Source organism: Salmonella sp. SA14318, from assembly GCF_029866905.1.
Lineage (GTDB): Bacteria > Pseudomonadota > Gammaproteobacteria > Enterobacterales > Enterobacteriaceae > Salmonella > Salmonella enterica.
Map to the genome: position 1 here is coordinate 4,114,572 of NZ_CP123282.1, position 14,435 is coordinate 4,129,006.

Consider the following 14,435-nt stretch of genomic DNA (forward strand, 5'->3'; position numbering starts at 1 on the left):
TAATGTTGTTATTGTGTGCAAAGATGCGTCTCGTTACAACCTTAACGCCAATTAACGCTTTCGGGAGAATAGCTCATGAGTTTATTTGATAAAAAACATCTGGTTACTCAAGCAGATGCGTTACCAGGACGCAACACCCCGATGCCGATCGCCACTCTGCATGCGGTAAATGAACACTCTATGACCAATGTCCCTGCCGGGATGGAGATCGCCTACTTCGCTATGGGCTGTTTCTGGGGCGTAGAACGTTTATTCTGGCAATTGCCCGGCGTATATAGCACCGCGGCAGGGTATGCGGGCGGTTACACGCCTAATCCAACCTACCGGGAAGTCTGCTCCGGGCAGACCGGTCATGCCGAAGCGGTACGGATAGTGTACGATCCTGCCGTTATCAGTTATGAGCAGCTTTTACAGACCTTCTGGGAAAATCACGATCCGACGCAGGGGATGCAACAGGGTAACGATCACGGTACGCAATACCGTTCTGCGATTTATCCCTTAACGCCGGAACAGAGTGCCGCCGCTCACGCCAGTCGCGAGCGCTTTCAGTCGGCAATGGCCGCCGCCGGAGACCATCGCCCTATTACCACGGAAATCGCCCATGCGACGCCGTTTTACTACGCCGAAGATGAACACCAACAGTATCTGCACAAAAATCCATACGGTTACTGCGGGATTGGCGGGATCGGCGTTTGCCTGCCGCCTGACGCGTGACGACGCTGGCGTAGGGGGAACTTGTCGGAGTTGAAAATGAACCCTCTGGCGACTTTACAGTAGCTTACGCTATACTAGCCCTGAACTTATCGGCTCACTGCTACGAGCCGGTTTTCATTAAACGTTACCACACGGATTTATAAACTTCCCTTCCGAGGATCTGGCGTTTCGCCGGATAAGATATGTTAAACAGTATATTCATTATATTCTGCCTGATCGCTGTAAGTGCGTTCTTCTCCATCTCCGAGATCTCGCTTGCCGCATCACGTAAGATTAAACTTAAGTTATTAGCTGATGAAGGCAGTATCAACGCACAACGCGTATTGAAAATGCAGGAAAATCCCGGCATGTTTTTCACCGTTGTGCAAATTGGCCTGAACGCCGTCGCTATTCTTGGCGGTATCGTCGGCGATGCGGCATTTTCGCCCGCCTTTTCCGCCCTTTTCTCGCACTATATGTCGCCAGAACTCTCCGAGCAGCTGAGCTTTATTCTCTCTTTCTCGCTGGTGACGGGGCTGTTTATCCTGTTCGCGGATTTAACCCCGAAACGCATCGGTATGATTGCGCCAGAAGCTGTGGCTTTGCGTATCATCAACCCGATGCGCTTCTGCCTGTTCGTTTTTCGCCCGCTGGTGTGGCTGTTTAACGGCATGGCAAACAACATCTTCCGCCTGTTCAAAATTCCAATGGTGCGGAAAGACGACATTACTTCTGATGATATTTACGCAGTGGTGGAAGCCGGCGCGCTGGCGGGCGTCTTGCGCAAGCAAGAGCACGAACTGATTGAAAATGTGTTTGAACTTGAATCCCGCACCGTACCGTCTTCTATGACGTCGCGCGAAAGTATCATCTGGTTTGATCTGCACGAAGACGAACAAAGCCTGAAGAAAAAGGTCGCCGAACATCCGCACTCAAAATTTTTGGTGTGTAATGAAGATATCGACCACATCATCGGCTATGTAGACTCCAAAGATCTGCTGAATCGCGTGCTGGCGAACCAAAGTATGGCGCTGAATAGCGGCGTGCAAATTCGCAATACCTTGATTGTGCCGGATACGCTGACCCTTTCTGAGGCGCTGGAAAGTTTCAAAACGGCGGGCGAAGATTTCGCGGTCATTATGAATGAATACGCGCTGGTCGTCGGTATCATTACGCTGAACGATGTGATGACCACGCTAATGGGTGACCTGGTCGGCCAGGGACTGGAAGAGCAAATTGTGGCGCGCGATGAAAATTCCTGGCTGGTTGACGGCGGCACGCCGATTGACGACGTCATGCGCGTGCTGGATATCGATGAGTTTCCGCAATCCGGCAACTATGAAACCATTGGCGGCTTTATGATGTTTATGCTGCGCAAGATCCCAAAACGTACTGATTCGGTGAAATTTTCCGGCTACAAATTTGAAGTGGTGGATATCGACAACTACCGTATCGATCAGTTGCTGGTGACGCGTCTCGACAATAAAAGCAACGTACCGGCGCCAAAACTGCCCGATGCGCAAGGTAAAGAAGACAGCGCGGCCTGAAATCCGTTTGCCAGAAACATCAACGGCTCCTGATTCAGGAGCCGTTTTTTTTTACTTTTTTAACCTACTGCATAGCACTTTTGGTTACGCCATCTCAGTTTGCAGACGCATAACCTGACGGTTAACTTCAGACATCACAGACAAGTGCTGCTTGTCTCTCACTTTTGGGATAAGAATCTTACCCTTATCGAACTCAAAAGCGCCAACATCCTTGATATATAACCGTCCACGGAACAGGATCTTCACGTACTTCGCCACCTGTAGCGGGTTGTAGCGTTGGAAAATTTTCATTGTTGTCTCCTGCAGAGTATTACGCCCTTGCGGTGCCACAATCGGCCCAACAGTTCTAAGGCGCAAATTTTAATGCCATATGACTATAGACCATATCTACGTCGTTTCCAGTGTGCATAAGTATATTTACCTTTTGATTACAGTTATTCAGAATTATCTAAACATCAGCTCATTTTTCTCAGTATATGCCTTCATTTTTCACAGGAAGTGTGCGCCCGCCCGCAAACTGGCATCCCCTTTGCGGGAAAAAGCATCAATCGCACATATGATTAACTATCGGCCCAAAGTGGTCGGATCACCTGCAAAAAAATAAAGAAGGAATGACCATGACCCTACGTAAAATTCTGGCGATGTCGTGTCTGCTACTCCCCATAATGGCTTGTGCGCATAAACTTGAAGTTAACCAACGGGTGCCGCCGGTAGGCATTGCCGACCGTGGCGAACTGACGTTGAATAAAGATGAGTTTAGTTATAAAAACTGGAATAGCGCGCAGCTGGCGGGAAAAGTGCGCGTCCTGCTGCACATTGCGGGTCGAACGTCAGCGAAGGAAAAAAACGCCACGCTGATTGAAGCGATTAAATCAGCCAAGCTCCCGCATGACAGATACCAGACGACCACAATTGTGAACACCGATGATGCGATCCCAGGCTCCGGTATGTTCGTGCGTAGCAGTATAGAAAGTAATAAAAAGCTCTACCCGTGGTCGCAATTTATTGTCGACAGCAATGGCGTGGCGCGTAACGCCTGGCAATTAAAAGAAGAGGGGTCCGCCGTCATCGTGCTTGACAAAGACGGTCGGGTTCAATGGGTGAAAGATGGCGCGTTAACCCAGCAAGAGGTACAGCAGGTGGTCGACCTGCTGCATAAGCTCCTCAGTAAATAGTCACCCGGAAGCCGGGGTTAAGGAACGACTCACGAGGGGTATAGTCCAGCGTTTTTCCCTGCCAGTCGTGAACGTGCGCCCCGGCTGCAACAGCAATGGCATGACCTGCGGCAGTGTCCCAGACGCTGGTCGGCCCAAATCTGGGGTAAAGCTGCGCCTGGCCTTCCGCCACAAGACAGAATTTCAGCGAGGAACCAATAGAAGTTGTCTGATGTTCGCCAAGCTGTTGGAGATATTCGGTGAGTTCATCATCCGTATGCGAACGGCTAATCACCACCAGCGGCGGGCGGGCATCCCGGACCTGAATCTGCTTACGCACTCCGCACTCCTCTTTCCAGGCCTTACCTTCCGCCGCGTAGTACATCACTTTCAGCACCGGCGCATAGACCACGCCCAACACCGGTTTGCCCTGCTCAATCAGCGCGATATTGACCGTGAATTCGCCATTGCGCTTGATGAACTCTTTGGTGCCGTCGAGCGGATCGACCAGCCAGTAGCGCTGCCAGTGCTGGCGCACTTCCCAGGCAGGCGGATCTTCTTCTGAAAGCACCGGAATATCCGGCGTGAGCGTGCGTAACCCTTCGAGAATCACGGTATGTGCGGCGATATCCGCCGCAGTGACTGGAGAATCGTCCTGCTTGCGGGCGTACTCCATCGGTTTGGCTCCATCATAAACCTGCATAATGGCATCGCCCGCGTTCCGTGCAAGCTGGCATACTTGTTCTAACATTCTCCACCTCTTTATGACGGGGGCGTTAACTCGTTGTTTTACTTATACCCGATCGTTAAGGGTTCCGCCAACTGTGATACCGTCTGCGGTTTTGATAATACCTTTCATGGCATGATTCACCCTTCTGTGAACACTCGCAAAAAATCGGCCAGATGGGGCGGTTTCGCCTTCTTCTGGCGACGGTCGGAACGATATCGGGTTTCACTGTTTATCATCGCTATTTTTCACTATCCGGCTTTTCTATTGCGTTCTTAAAAGGTGCCTCTGATGATTAAGTTTAGTGCAACGCTTCTGGCTACGCTGATCGCCGCCAGCGTGAATGCGGCCACCGTCGATCTCCGCATCATGGAAACTACTGATTTACATAGCAACATGATGGATTTCGATTATTACAAGGATACCGCAACCGAAAAATTCGGATTGGTACGTACCGCAAGTTTGATTCATGCCGCCCGAAATGAAGTCAAAAACAGCGTGCTGGTGGATAACGGCGACCTGATTCAGGGGAGCCCTCTGGGCGATTATATGGCGGCAAAAGGGCTCAAAGACGGTGACGTTCACCCGGTCTATAAAGCGCTCAACACTCTGGATTACGCGGTTGGAAACCTCGGCAACCATGAGTTTAATTATGGTCTGGACTATCTGCATAACGCGCTGGCTGGCGCGAAATTCCCTTATGTTAACGCCAATATTATCGACGTTAAAACCCAAAAGCCGCTCTTTACGCCTTATCTGATTAAAGAGACGAACGTTATTGATAAAGACGGCAACCCGCAAACCCTGAAAATCGGCTATATCGGCTTTGTCCCGCCGCAAATCATGATTTGGGATAAAGCGAACCTGAGCGGCAAAGTTACCGTCAATGACATTACGGAAACCGCCCGGAAATATGTGCCCGAAATGCGCGAGAAAGGCGCAGATATCGTGGTAGTCATTGCTCATTCAGGCCTTTCTGCCGATCCGTACCACAGCATGGCGAAAAACTCGGTTTATTACCTCAGTGAAGTTCCCGGCGTCGACGCGATTATGTTTGGCCACGCCCATGCCGTCTTCCCCGGTAAAGATTTTGCCGACATCAAAGGCGCGGATATCGCCAAAGGTACGCTTAACGGCATTCCTGCGGTAATGCCTGGCATGTGGGGCGACCATCTGGGAGTAGTCGATCTGGTGCTCAATAACGACAGCGGCAAATGGCAGGTTACGCAGGCGAAAGCGGAAGCGCGGCCTATCTATGACGCCGCCGCTAAAAAGTCGCTGGCAGCGGAAGACAGTAAGCTGGTCGATATTCTGAAAGCCGATCACGATGCCACCCGCGAGTTTGTCAGCAAGCCCATCGGCAAGTCCGCCGATAACATGTACAGTTATCTTGCTCTGGTGCAGGACGATCCTACCGTACAGGTGGTGAATAACGCGCAAAAAGCGTATGTGGAACACTTTATTCAGGGCGATCCGGATCTGGCGAAACTGCCGGTGCTGTCCGCCGCCGCGCCGTTTAAAGTTGGCGGGCGTAAGAACGATCCTGCCAGCTTTGTCGAGGTGGAAAAAGGCCAGTTGACCTTCCGTAACGCCGCCGATCTTTATCTCTATCCGAATACGCTGGTGGTGGTGAAAGCCAGCGGCAAGGAGGTAAAAGAGTGGCTGGAATGTTCTGCCGGACAATTTAATCAGATTGATATTCACAGCAACAAACCGCAATCGTTGATCAATTGGGATGGCTTTCGCACCTATAATTTCGATGTCATTGACGGCGTGAATTATCAAATCGATGTGTCACAGCCCGCCCGCTATGATGGCGAATGCCAGATGGTGAATCCGCAGGCGGAACGTATTAAAAACCTGACCTTTAACGGTAAGCCTGTCGACCCGAACGCTACGTTCCTGGTCGCCACGAATAACTATCGCGCTTACGGCGGCAAGTTTGCCGGCACGGGCGACAGCCATATCGCCTTTGCGTCTCCGGATGAAAATCGCGCCGTGCTGGCGGCATGGATTGGCGCAGAGTCAAAACGCGCGGGCGAAATCCATCCGGCGGCGGATAATAACTGGCGTCTGGCGCCAATCCACAGCGATACGGCGCTGGATATCCGCTTTGAAACATCGCCAGGCGATAAAGCCGCTGCCTTCATTAAAGCGAAAGGGCAGTATCCGATGAAGAAGGTTGCCGTCGATGATATCGGTTTTGCCATTTATCAGGTGGATTTAAGCAAGTAACGTGTGTCCCGTATGGCGCTGCGTTTATTCGGCCTGACTGGCAGGCCGAATAAAGCGCTAGCCGTCATCTGATAAACGGTCCCGCTGCGCCAATACCTGGGGCAAATTCAGTTCTATCCAGTCCGCCAGCGCGGCGACTTTATCGCTCACCTGCTCGCCAAGCGGCGTCAGGCTGTACTCTACATGCGGCGGAACAACTGGATATGACACCCGGTTGAGAAATCCGTCCTGTTCAAGCGCCTGTAACGACTGCGCCAGCATCTTTTCACTCACGCCTCCCATCTTGCGACGCAGGTCGCTAAAACGGTGTGTACCGTCGCGTAACGCGACCAGAATCAGTACGCCCCAGCGACTGGTGACATGTTTTAACACCTCACGGGACGGGCACTGTTCAGCAAAGAGATTGCCTTCACGCAACTGCCGGGAAAGAGTATGAGCGCGCATTGATACTTACCTTTTTGTACGTACTTACTAAAAGTAAGTTTAGGTGGTAGCGTAATAAAACACAAGACCAACACTGAGGAGTTCACCATGATTGCTATCACTGGCGCAACAGGCCAACTGGGCCAACACGTTATTGAAAACCTGCTAAAAACGACGCCCGCCAGTCACCTCATCGCGATCGTCCGTAACCCGAAAAAAGCCGCCCCGCTCAGTCAGCGCGGGATTGCCGTTCGCCAGGCGGATTACGCTAACGAAGCCGCGCTGACCACCGCCTTACAGGGCGTTGATAAACTGCTGCTTATATCATCCAGCGAAGTGGGACAACGCACCGCGCAGCACCGCAACGTCATTCAGGCCGCCATTGCCGCGAAGGTGAAATTCATCGCCTATACCAGCCTGCTACATGCGGATAAATCGCCGCTGGCGCTCGCCGATGAACATATTGAAACGGAAAAAATGCTGGCTGAGTCAGGTATTCCTCACACGCTATTACGTAACGGCTGGTATACGGAAAACTACCTGGCGAGCGTCCCTGCCGCGCTGAAGCATGGCGTCTTTATTGGCGCAGCGGGAGAAGGGAAAATCGCCTCCGCAATGCGCGCTGACTATGCCGCCGCCGCCGCGCGCGTCATCCATGAAGAGGGTCACGCCGGGAATGTTTACGAGCTGGCGGGTGATGACGCCTGGACATTAAGCCAGTTGGCGGATGAACTTACTCATCAGAGCGGAAAAAAAATCGTCTACCAGAACCTGAGCGAAGTCGATTTTGCCGCCGCGCTGAAAGGCGCAGGCCTGCCTGACGGACTGGCGGATATGTTGGCCAATTCTGACGCTGGCGCGGCGAAAGGCGGCCTGTTTGATGACAGCCATACGCTGCGTAAACTCATCGGTCGCCCGACGACGACGCTCACAGAAAACCTTCGCTCCGTACTGTAAGTGTTAAAATTTAGTTAATTTATGTGGCATCCTCATAGACCTTCTCTGATAATGACGGAACGGTTTATGAGGAGAATCTGATGATTAGCGGCGTGCTATACGCCCTGCTGGCAGGGCTAATGTGGGGATTGATTTTCGTCGGCCCGTTAATCGTGCCGGATTACCCGGCCCTCTTACAGTCAATGGGACGCTATCTGGCGCTGGGGCTGATTGCCCTGCCGATTGCCTGGCTAGGCCGCACGCGGTTACGCCAGTTGACGCGCAAAGACTGGTCCACCGCCCTGTCGCTGACCCTGATGGGCAATGTAATCTATTACGCCTGCCTCGCCAGCGCCATTCAGCGAACCGGCGCGCCGGTTTCGACGATGATCATCGGGACATTGCCGGTCGTCATTCCGCTTTTCGCTAACATTCTCTATAGCCAACGAGACGGCAGATTATCCTGGCGGCGTTTAGCGCCCGCGCTGGCGCTTATCGGTTTTGGCCTGCTGTGCGTCAATATTGCTGAACTTAGTCAGGGATTATCCGATGTTAGCGGCTGGCGCTATGGTTCAGGCATTGTGCTGGCGCTGATTTCCGTAGCGTGCTGGGCATGGTATGCGCTGCGCAACGCCCGCTGGCTGCGGGAAAATCCCGACAAACATCCCATGATGTGGGCAACGGCGCAGGCGCTGGTTACGCTGCCGGTCTCGTTAATCGGCTATGCGGCGGTCTGTCTGTGGCTGAGTATCCAGAAACCGCTGTTTACCCTGCCCTTTGGCCCGCATCCCGCGCTGTTTATCGGTCTGATGATCGCCATCGCGGTGCTGTGTTCCTGGGTGGGCGCGCTGTGCTGGAATATCGCCAGCCAAAAATTGCCAACCGTTATTTTAGGGCCGCTGATTGTTTTTGAGACGTTGGCGGGACTGCTCTATACCTTCATTCTGCGCCAGGAAATCCCGCCATTCCTGACGTTAAGCGGCATTGCGCTCCTGGTGGCGGGCGTGGCCATTGCCGTGAGAGCGAAACCGGAAAAAGCGACCGTCGTTCCGGTCACGGAACGCTAATTTCATACTCGCTTAAATTATACGCACCCCGAAAGAGTTATAGCCTTGCCTTAAAGATGCATTTAAAATACAACTTATATTATTGCAAATGAGGTAACGGCTATGGCTTATCGCGATCAACCTTTAGGCGAACTGGCGCTCTCTATTCCCCGCGCATCGGCGCTGTTTCGCCAGTACGATATGGATTACTGCTGCGGCGGAAAACAGACGCTGGCGCGCGCCGCCGCGCGTCACGACGTCGATATTGACATCATTGAAGCGCAACTGGCGCAGTTGGCTGAACAGCCCATCGAAAAAGACTGGCGCGCCGTTCCGCTGGCGGACATTATTGACCATATCGTGGTGCGCTATCATGACCGACATCGCGAGCAACTGCCGGAGCTTATCCTGCAGGCAACCAAAGTGGAACGCGTCCACGCGGATAAGCCAAACGTCCCACGCGGCCTGACAAAATATCTCACCGCGCTGCATGAAGAGCTTTCCAGCCATATGATGAAAGAAGAACAGATCCTGTTCCCAATGATCAAACAGGGTATGGGTCGCCAGGCAACGGGCCCGATAAGCGTAATGGAAAGCGAGCATGACGAGGCGGGAGAGCTGGTAGACGTCATCAAACACGTCACCCAAAATGTAACGCCGCCGCCAGAAGCGTGTACCACCTGGAAAGCGATGTATAACGGCATTAATGAGATGATTGATGATCTGATGGAGCACATCAGCCTGGAGAATAACGTGCTGTTCCCACGCGCGCTGGCCGGGGAATAATCGCCAGCCGGGCATTTTGCCGGATGGCGGCTGTAAACTGCGCCTTATCCGGCCTACAAATCAACGCTACGCTGTAAGCCCGGTAAGCGCCAGCGCCACCGGGCAAAACAATTAACGCATCCCCGCCATCCGTTTCTTACCTATCAACAGCCAGCCCAGACCCAACGCGATAAACCACAGCGGCGTCACGATCAGCGCCTGGCGCGTATCGTCTTCCAGCGTCAGTAATACCAGCACGAACGCAAAGAACGCCATACAGACCCAGCACATCAGCTTACCGAGCGGCATCTTATAGATGGATTTTTCATGCAGGTGGGGACGCTTTTTGCGGTACACCAGGTATGAACACAGAATGATGGTCCAGACAAACATAAACAGGATAGCCGAAACCGTAGTGATCATGGTGAATGCGCCAATCACGCTCGGGTTGACCATCAGCATAACCACGCCGCCCAGCAGGCAGATACAGGAGAAGGTCAGGCCTTTCGCCGGTACCGCGCGTTTCGATAGCTTAGCGAACGCTTTTGGCGCCACGCCTTCTTGCGCCAGGCCAAACAGCATACGGCTGGTCGAGAAGACGCCGCTGTTGGCGGAAGACGCCGCCGAGGTCAGCACAACAAAGTTGATCACGCTCGCGGCGGCAGGCAGACCCACCAGTACAAACAGCTCAACGAACGGGCTCTTATTCGGCACCACGGAACTCCACGGCGTCACCGACATAATGACAATCAGCGCAAAGACGTAGAACATGATGATACGGATCGGTATTGAGTTAATCGCGCGCGGCAGCGATTTTTCCGGATCTTTAGTTTCTGCGGCGGTAGTACCGACCAGCTCAATGCCCACGAAGGCGAACACCGCAATCTGGAAACCAGCAAAGAACCCGCTAATACCTTTCGGGAACCAGCCGCCGTCATTCCACAGATGCGCGAAAGACGCTTCAACGCCGGTCGGCGATTTAAAGTGCATCGCAATCATCACCAGCCCGACCACAATCAACGCCACGATGGCGACGATTTTGACCATAGCAAACCAAAATTCCATTTCACCAAACATTTTAACGGTGGCGAGGTTGAGGCTTAGCAGCAGGATCACTACCGCCAGCGAGGCGACCCAATCGGAAAGGCCGGGAAACCAGAACTGCGCGTAGGCGGTAATCGCCACCACGTCAGCCATACCGGTCACTACCCAGCAAAACCAGTACGTCCAGCCGGTGAAATATCCCGCCCAGGGGCCAAGCAGGTCGGAAGCAAAATCGCTAAACGATTTATATTCCAGATTCGAGAGCAGCAATTCCCCCATGGCGCGCATCACGAAAAAAAGCATAAAACCGATGATCATATACACAAAAATGATCGACGGCCCGGCGAGACTGATCGTTTTACCCGATCCCATAAACAGACCGGTACCAATAGCGCCGCCAATAGCGATAAGCTGTATATGACGGTTTGTAAGATTGCGCCGTAGCGACTGTTCAGCCGGAGCCTGTTCGTCGGCTGCGACTTTTACCTGATCTACCATGTTTTTCTTCCTGTACCTGTCTGTGTTGTGCGGGCTCTACGGCCTTTGGTCTATGATACGACGATCCTGTTGTCAGGACTCATCGATATTAGGTAAGAATCGGCGGGATGAATACTAAGATTCAAATACAATGTTAATTTTATGTTTAAAATGAGTGTTATATCACTTTGATAATGCGAATTAGCTCACAAAAATACACGTAACGACGCCATTTGCAAAATAAAATATTGGCATCTACTGAAGTCAGGGTTGCCGGATAAGACGTTTACGCCGTCATCCGGCAAACCCGGAGCGCTTACAGAATTTCCAGCAGTTCCACCTCAAACACCAGGGTGCTGAATGGCGGAATAGATGCCCCGGCCCCACGCTCGCCATAGGCCAGCTCCTGTGGGATAGTCAGTTCCCATTTGGAACCTACCGGCATCAGAGTCAGCGCTTCAATCCAGCCGGCGATCACGCCATTTACCGGGAATTCAGCCGGTTCGCCGCGCGCGACGGAGCTGTCAAATACGGTGCCATCAATAAGCTTACCGGTGTAATGCACGCGTACGCGGTCGGTACGCGCCGGAATCGCGCCTTCGCCCTGCGTCAGAACGCGGAACTGTAAACCAGATTCAGTACTGTTCACACCGTCTTTTTCGCGGTTTTCTTCCAGGTATTTCACGCCTTCGGCCGCCATTGCTTTGAAACGCTCACGACGCACCGCGTCCGCACGCTCATGAATTTCACGCAGCGCACGATGCACCACATCAACAGGAACCGCCGGGTGTTTACCTTCCAGCGCATCAGCAATGCCTGCAACCAGCGCTTCAGGCAACAGCCCTTCAAGACCGGATTCGCTGAGCTGCTGCCCTACCTGCAAACCAATACCGTAGCTCGCTTGCGCTTCAATAGTGTCAAAAGTCGGGGTGGCCATTATTTTTCCTTCATTGGATATCAAAAAAGTAGCGGGCAGCATAACAGCCACGCTTCTTCTGGTAAAACTTTGTCTCAGGGAGGATGACAAATCGCAGGGAAAAAGAAACAATAGATTATCCGTATTGATGTCACGAAAGCGGATAGCACTACCAGTATCATAGCGTTAGCCATCTATACTCTATGATTAAGGAACGAGATGCGGAGCAGGAGGTAAACCATGCCCGGGCGCTTTGAATTAAAACCAACCCTGGCGAAAATCTGGCACGCGCCGGATAATTTTCGCATCATGGAGCCGCTGCCGCCTATGCATCGTCGTGGCATTATCATTGCCGCTATCGTGCTGGTGATCGGCTTCCTGCTGCCCGCCAGCGAGACCAGCGACTCGCCTGTCGTCACGCGGGAAGCGCAATTGGATCTGCAATCGCAATCACAGCCGCCGACGGAGGCCCAGCTTCAGGCGCAACTGGTCGCGCCGCAAAACGATCCGGATCAGGTGGCGCCCGTTGCGCCGGAACCTATCCAGGAAGGCCAGCCGGAAGAACAAAACCAGCCGCAGACGCAGCCTTTCCAGCAGGATAGCGGCATCGGTCAACAATGGCGCTCGTACCGGGTAGAGCCTGGTAAAACTCTGGCGCAACTGTTCCGTGACCACGGACTGCCCCCGACAGACGTTTATGCAATGGCGCAGGTAGAAGGCGCTGGCAAGCCGCTGAGTAATCTCAAAAATGGTCAAATGATTAAAATTCGCCAGAATGCCAGCGGGGTGGTGACAGGTTTAACGATAGATGGCGATAACGGTCAACAGGTGCTGTTTACGCGTCAGCCTGACGGCAGTTTTATTCGCGCACAGTAACGCCGGCTGCGCCTTACCCCGCCTATACCCTATTCGTTCAGGTGAAGCATTACCGCTTCACCTTATTCACCCACCAAATCCCCGAACACACCAGCACCAGCGCAATCATGTATTTCCACTCCAATATATTCTCGCCGAGAAAAATAGCCGAAAGAGCCGCGCCAGAAACCGGGATCAGAAAGTTAAACGGCGCAATCATCCCCACGCGATTATATTTGAGTAAAATGCTCCATAGCGCAAAAGCGACCGACGAGAGCAGCGTCAGGTAGACTAAAATCGCCACCGACGAGAAGCCATGTATCGTCAGCGTACCGCCAAAAACGTAACCGCCAATGACCAGAACCAGACCGCCAATCCCCAATTGATAGCCAGTCATGACCATCGGATCGACCGTCTGCGAGAGACGTTTGCCATACAACGTGGCCGCAGAAAGAATAAACGCCGCCAGCACCACGGAGCCTTCTCCCGGCAGATTAAAGCTGAAATCCAGGCCATTGCTGACGTTCACCACCATGACGCCCGCAAAGCCCAGAATACAGCCGAGCGTTTTGTTGTAGCTCAATCGGTCGTTCTGATAAATAAAGTGCGCCAGCAATACGCTGAAGAATGTGCCTGTCGCGTTCATGATTGAGCCTTTCACGCCGGAGGTAAACGCAAGGCCGATATAGAAAAAGAGATATTGCAGCGACGTCTGGGTCAGCCCCAGTAACGTTAACTGAGCAAACTGGCGCGGACGAAACCGACCAATCGGTTTACGCTGAAGCAGCGCGAACAGTAGCAGCAACCCACCCGCAAACAAAAAACGATAACCAGCAAAAACAATTTTAGAAGGGATATCGTCGGTGGCTATCTGAAAGAGGTCATAACCACTTTTGATGGCTGGATAAGCGCTGCCCCATAGCAGGCAACAAAATGCGGCACACACATAAACGACGTTTTTGCGGGCAAACGGGGAGGCCTGGCGTTGGGTATCCATTCTTTCACCAAGAAATTAAAATAATGTTTTATTTTTGATTATCGCGAAAAGAGGGGGAGATAGCCAGTCGAAAAGCGATGGGGTTAAAAAAGCAAAACGTCGGCGCTGGGCCGACGTTTCGTTGCTAGCAAAAACGAGAATGACTGATTACTCAGCAACCACGTTGATGATAACTTTTGCGAATACTTCGCTGTGAACCTGGAAGTTCACTTCGTGTTCGCCAGTGGTACGCAGAACGCCGTTCGGCAGACGAACTTCGCTCTTAGCCACGTCAACGCCAGCTGCAGTCACAGCGTCAGCGATGTCGCGAGTACCGATGGAACCGAACAGTTTACCTTCGTCGCCTGCTTTAGACGCGATAGTAACGGTTTCCAGGGCGTTGATTTTCTCTGCGCGTGCATTTGCAGCAGCCAGAACGTCAGCCAGTTTAGCTTCCAGTTCAGCGCGACGTGCTTCGAAGTATTCAACGTTTTTCTTGGTAGCCGGAACAGCTTTACCCTGTGGTACCAGGAAGTTACGAGCATAGCCCGCTTTAACGTTAACCTGATCACCCAGGCTACCCAGGTTTGCTACTTTATCAAGCAGAATAACTTGCATTACCTTATCCTCTCAAAGTCGTA

General features: G+C 52.5%; 15 protein-coding genes. 8 read left to right on the top strand and 7 right to left on the bottom strand.

Annotated features, from left to right (window positions below; translation table 11 throughout):
* Positions 1–75 precede the first annotated feature (75 nt).
* Complete coding sequence (msrA, locus tag QEN32_RS19595) at positions 76–714, top strand: peptide-methionine (S)-S-oxide reductase MsrA (RefSeq protein WP_080212859.1); 639 nt, start codon at positions 76–78, stop codon at positions 712–714.
* A 182-nt stretch (positions 715–896) separates the two neighbouring features.
* Positions 897–2,240 (top strand): hemolysin family protein, encoded by a 1,344-nt coding sequence (locus QEN32_RS19600; RefSeq protein ID WP_000934974.1) that lies wholly within the window; start codon positions 897–899, stop codon positions 2,238–2,240.
* 84 nt (positions 2,241–2,324) lie between these two features.
* Here QEN32_RS19600 and QEN32_RS19605 read toward each other — a convergent pair whose 3' ends face one another.
* Positions 2,325–2,531 carry a DUF1107 domain-containing protein gene (locus QEN32_RS19605; RefSeq protein WP_000689229.1) on the bottom strand — a complete coding sequence of 69 codons (207 nt, stop codon included), beginning with the start codon at positions 2,529–2,531 and terminating at the stop codon, positions 2,325–2,327.
* A gap of 326 nt (positions 2,532–2,857) precedes the next feature.
* Here QEN32_RS19605 and QEN32_RS19610 point away from each other — a divergent pair, with 326 nt between their 5' ends.
* On the top strand, positions 2,858–3,415 hold the full coding sequence (locus QEN32_RS19610) for a YtfJ family protein (RefSeq protein WP_000175298.1): 558 nt from the start codon (positions 2,858–2,860) through the stop codon (positions 3,413–3,415).
* Here the strand turns inward: QEN32_RS19610 and cysQ are convergent.
* The gene (gene cysQ, locus QEN32_RS19615; RefSeq protein WP_000893398.1) at positions 3,405–4,145 is read right to left on the bottom strand and encodes a 3'(2'),5'-bisphosphate nucleotidase CysQ; all 741 of its coding nucleotides are present in this window, start codon (positions 4,143–4,145) and stop codon (positions 3,405–3,407) included. The two genes, QEN32_RS19610 and cysQ, sit on opposite strands and share 11 nt — an antisense overlap.
* A gap of 267 nt (positions 4,146–4,412) precedes the next feature.
* Between cysQ and QEN32_RS19620 the strand changes: the two genes are divergently transcribed.
* Positions 4,413–6,356, top strand: a complete 1,944-nt coding sequence (locus tag QEN32_RS19620; protein ID WP_265322043.1) for a bifunctional 2',3'-cyclic-nucleotide 2'-phosphodiesterase/3'-nucleotidase — start codon at positions 4,413–4,415, stop codon at positions 6,354–6,356.
* Positions 6,357–6,413: 57 nt separating this feature from the next.
* Here QEN32_RS19620 and QEN32_RS19625 read toward each other — a convergent pair whose 3' ends face one another.
* Entirely contained in the window at positions 6,414–6,800 is a 387-nt protein-coding gene (locus tag QEN32_RS19625; protein WP_001201294.1) for a helix-turn-helix domain-containing protein, read from the bottom strand.
* An 87-nt stretch (positions 6,801–6,887) separates the two neighbouring features.
* Between QEN32_RS19625 and QEN32_RS19630 the strand changes: the two genes are divergently transcribed.
* The 3 genes from QEN32_RS19630 to ytfE all read left to right on the top strand — a co-directional run bounded on the left by QEN32_RS19630 (position 6,888) and on the right by ytfE (position 9,547).
* Entirely contained in the window at positions 6,888–7,736 is an 849-nt protein-coding gene (locus QEN32_RS19630) for an SDR family oxidoreductase (protein ID WP_265322044.1), read from the top strand.
* A gap of 80 nt (positions 7,737–7,816) precedes the next feature.
* Positions 7,817–8,782: a DMT family transporter gene (locus tag QEN32_RS19635; protein WP_265322045.1), complete on the top strand. Its 966-nt coding sequence runs from the start codon at positions 7,817–7,819 to the stop codon at positions 8,780–8,782.
* A gap of 102 nt (positions 8,783–8,884) precedes the next feature.
* Entirely contained in the window at positions 8,885–9,547 is a 663-nt protein-coding gene (gene ytfE / locus QEN32_RS19640; protein ID WP_000331471.1) for an iron-sulfur cluster repair protein YtfE, read from the top strand.
* 111 nt (positions 9,548–9,658) lie between these two features.
* Here ytfE and cycA read toward each other — a convergent pair whose 3' ends face one another.
* Positions 9,659–11,068 carry a D-serine/D-alanine/glycine transporter gene (gene cycA, locus QEN32_RS19645; protein WP_265322046.1) on the bottom strand — a complete coding sequence of 470 codons (1,410 nt, stop codon included), beginning with the start codon at positions 11,066–11,068 and terminating at the stop codon, positions 9,659–9,661.
* Between the two features lie 295 nt (positions 11,069–11,363).
* Entirely contained in the window at positions 11,364–11,984 is a 621-nt protein-coding gene (fklB, locus tag QEN32_RS19650) for an FKBP-type peptidyl-prolyl cis-trans isomerase (RefSeq protein ID WP_000235161.1), read from the bottom strand.
* Positions 11,985–12,203: 219 nt separating this feature from the next.
* On the opposite strand from fklB, the gene QEN32_RS19655 reads away from it, so the two are divergent.
* Positions 12,204–12,839 (top strand): OapA family protein, encoded by a 636-nt coding sequence (locus QEN32_RS19655; RefSeq protein ID WP_001119446.1) that lies wholly within the window; start codon positions 12,204–12,206, stop codon positions 12,837–12,839.
* Positions 12,840–12,888: 49 nt separating this feature from the next.
* Here the strand turns inward: QEN32_RS19655 and QEN32_RS19660 are convergent, their stop codons facing one another.
* Positions 12,889–13,815 (bottom strand): DMT family transporter, encoded by a 927-nt coding sequence (locus QEN32_RS19660; RefSeq protein WP_000381075.1) that lies wholly within the window; start codon positions 13,813–13,815, stop codon positions 12,889–12,891.
* A 147-nt stretch (positions 13,816–13,962) separates the two neighbouring features.
* Complete coding sequence (rplI, locus tag QEN32_RS19665; RefSeq protein ID WP_001196065.1) at positions 13,963–14,412, bottom strand: 50S ribosomal protein L9; 450 nt, start codon at positions 14,410–14,412, stop codon at positions 13,963–13,965.
* Positions 14,413–14,435 lie beyond the last annotated feature (23 nt).

Excerpts from the sequence above, each read along its gene's own strand:
- msrA (WP_080212859.1), top strand. The coding sequence starts at position 76 with ATGAGTTTATTTGATAAAAAACATCTGGTTACTCAAGCAGATGCGTTA.
- QEN32_RS19600 (WP_000934974.1), top strand. The coding sequence starts at position 897 with ATGTTAAACAGTATATTCATTATATTCTGCCTGATCGCTGTAAGTGCG.
- QEN32_RS19605 (WP_000689229.1), bottom strand. The coding sequence starts at position 2,531 with ATGAAAATTTTCCAACGCTACAACCCGCTACAGGTGGCGAAGTACGTG.
- QEN32_RS19610 (WP_000175298.1), top strand. The coding sequence starts at position 2,858 with ATGACCCTACGTAAAATTCTGGCGATGTCGTGTCTGCTACTCCCCATA.
- cysQ (WP_000893398.1), bottom strand. The coding sequence starts at position 4,145 with ATGTTAGAACAAGTATGCCAGCTTGCACGGAACGCGGGCGATGCCATT.
- QEN32_RS19620 (WP_265322043.1), top strand. The coding sequence starts at position 4,413 with ATGATTAAGTTTAGTGCAACGCTTCTGGCTACGCTGATCGCCGCCAGC.
- QEN32_RS19625 (WP_001201294.1), bottom strand. The coding sequence starts at position 6,800 with ATGCGCGCTCATACTCTTTCCCGGCAGTTGCGTGAAGGCAATCTCTTT.
- QEN32_RS19630 (WP_265322044.1), top strand. The coding sequence starts at position 6,888 with ATGATTGCTATCACTGGCGCAACAGGCCAACTGGGCCAACACGTTATT.
- QEN32_RS19635 (WP_265322045.1), top strand. The coding sequence starts at position 7,817 with ATGATTAGCGGCGTGCTATACGCCCTGCTGGCAGGGCTAATGTGGGGA.
- ytfE (WP_000331471.1), top strand. The coding sequence starts at position 8,885 with ATGGCTTATCGCGATCAACCTTTAGGCGAACTGGCGCTCTCTATTCCC.
- cycA (WP_265322046.1), bottom strand. The coding sequence starts at position 11,068 with ATGGTAGATCAGGTAAAAGTCGCAGCCGACGAACAGGCTCCGGCTGAA.
- fklB (WP_000235161.1), bottom strand. The coding sequence starts at position 11,984 with ATGGCCACCCCGACTTTTGACACTATTGAAGCGCAAGCGAGCTACGGT.
- QEN32_RS19655 (WP_001119446.1), top strand. The coding sequence starts at position 12,204 with ATGCCCGGGCGCTTTGAATTAAAACCAACCCTGGCGAAAATCTGGCAC.
- QEN32_RS19660 (WP_000381075.1), bottom strand. The coding sequence starts at position 13,815 with ATGGATACCCAACGCCAGGCCTCCCCGTTTGCCCGCAAAAACGTCGTT.
- rplI (WP_001196065.1), bottom strand. The coding sequence starts at position 14,412 with ATGCAAGTTATTCTGCTTGATAAAGTAGCAAACCTGGGTAGCCTGGGT.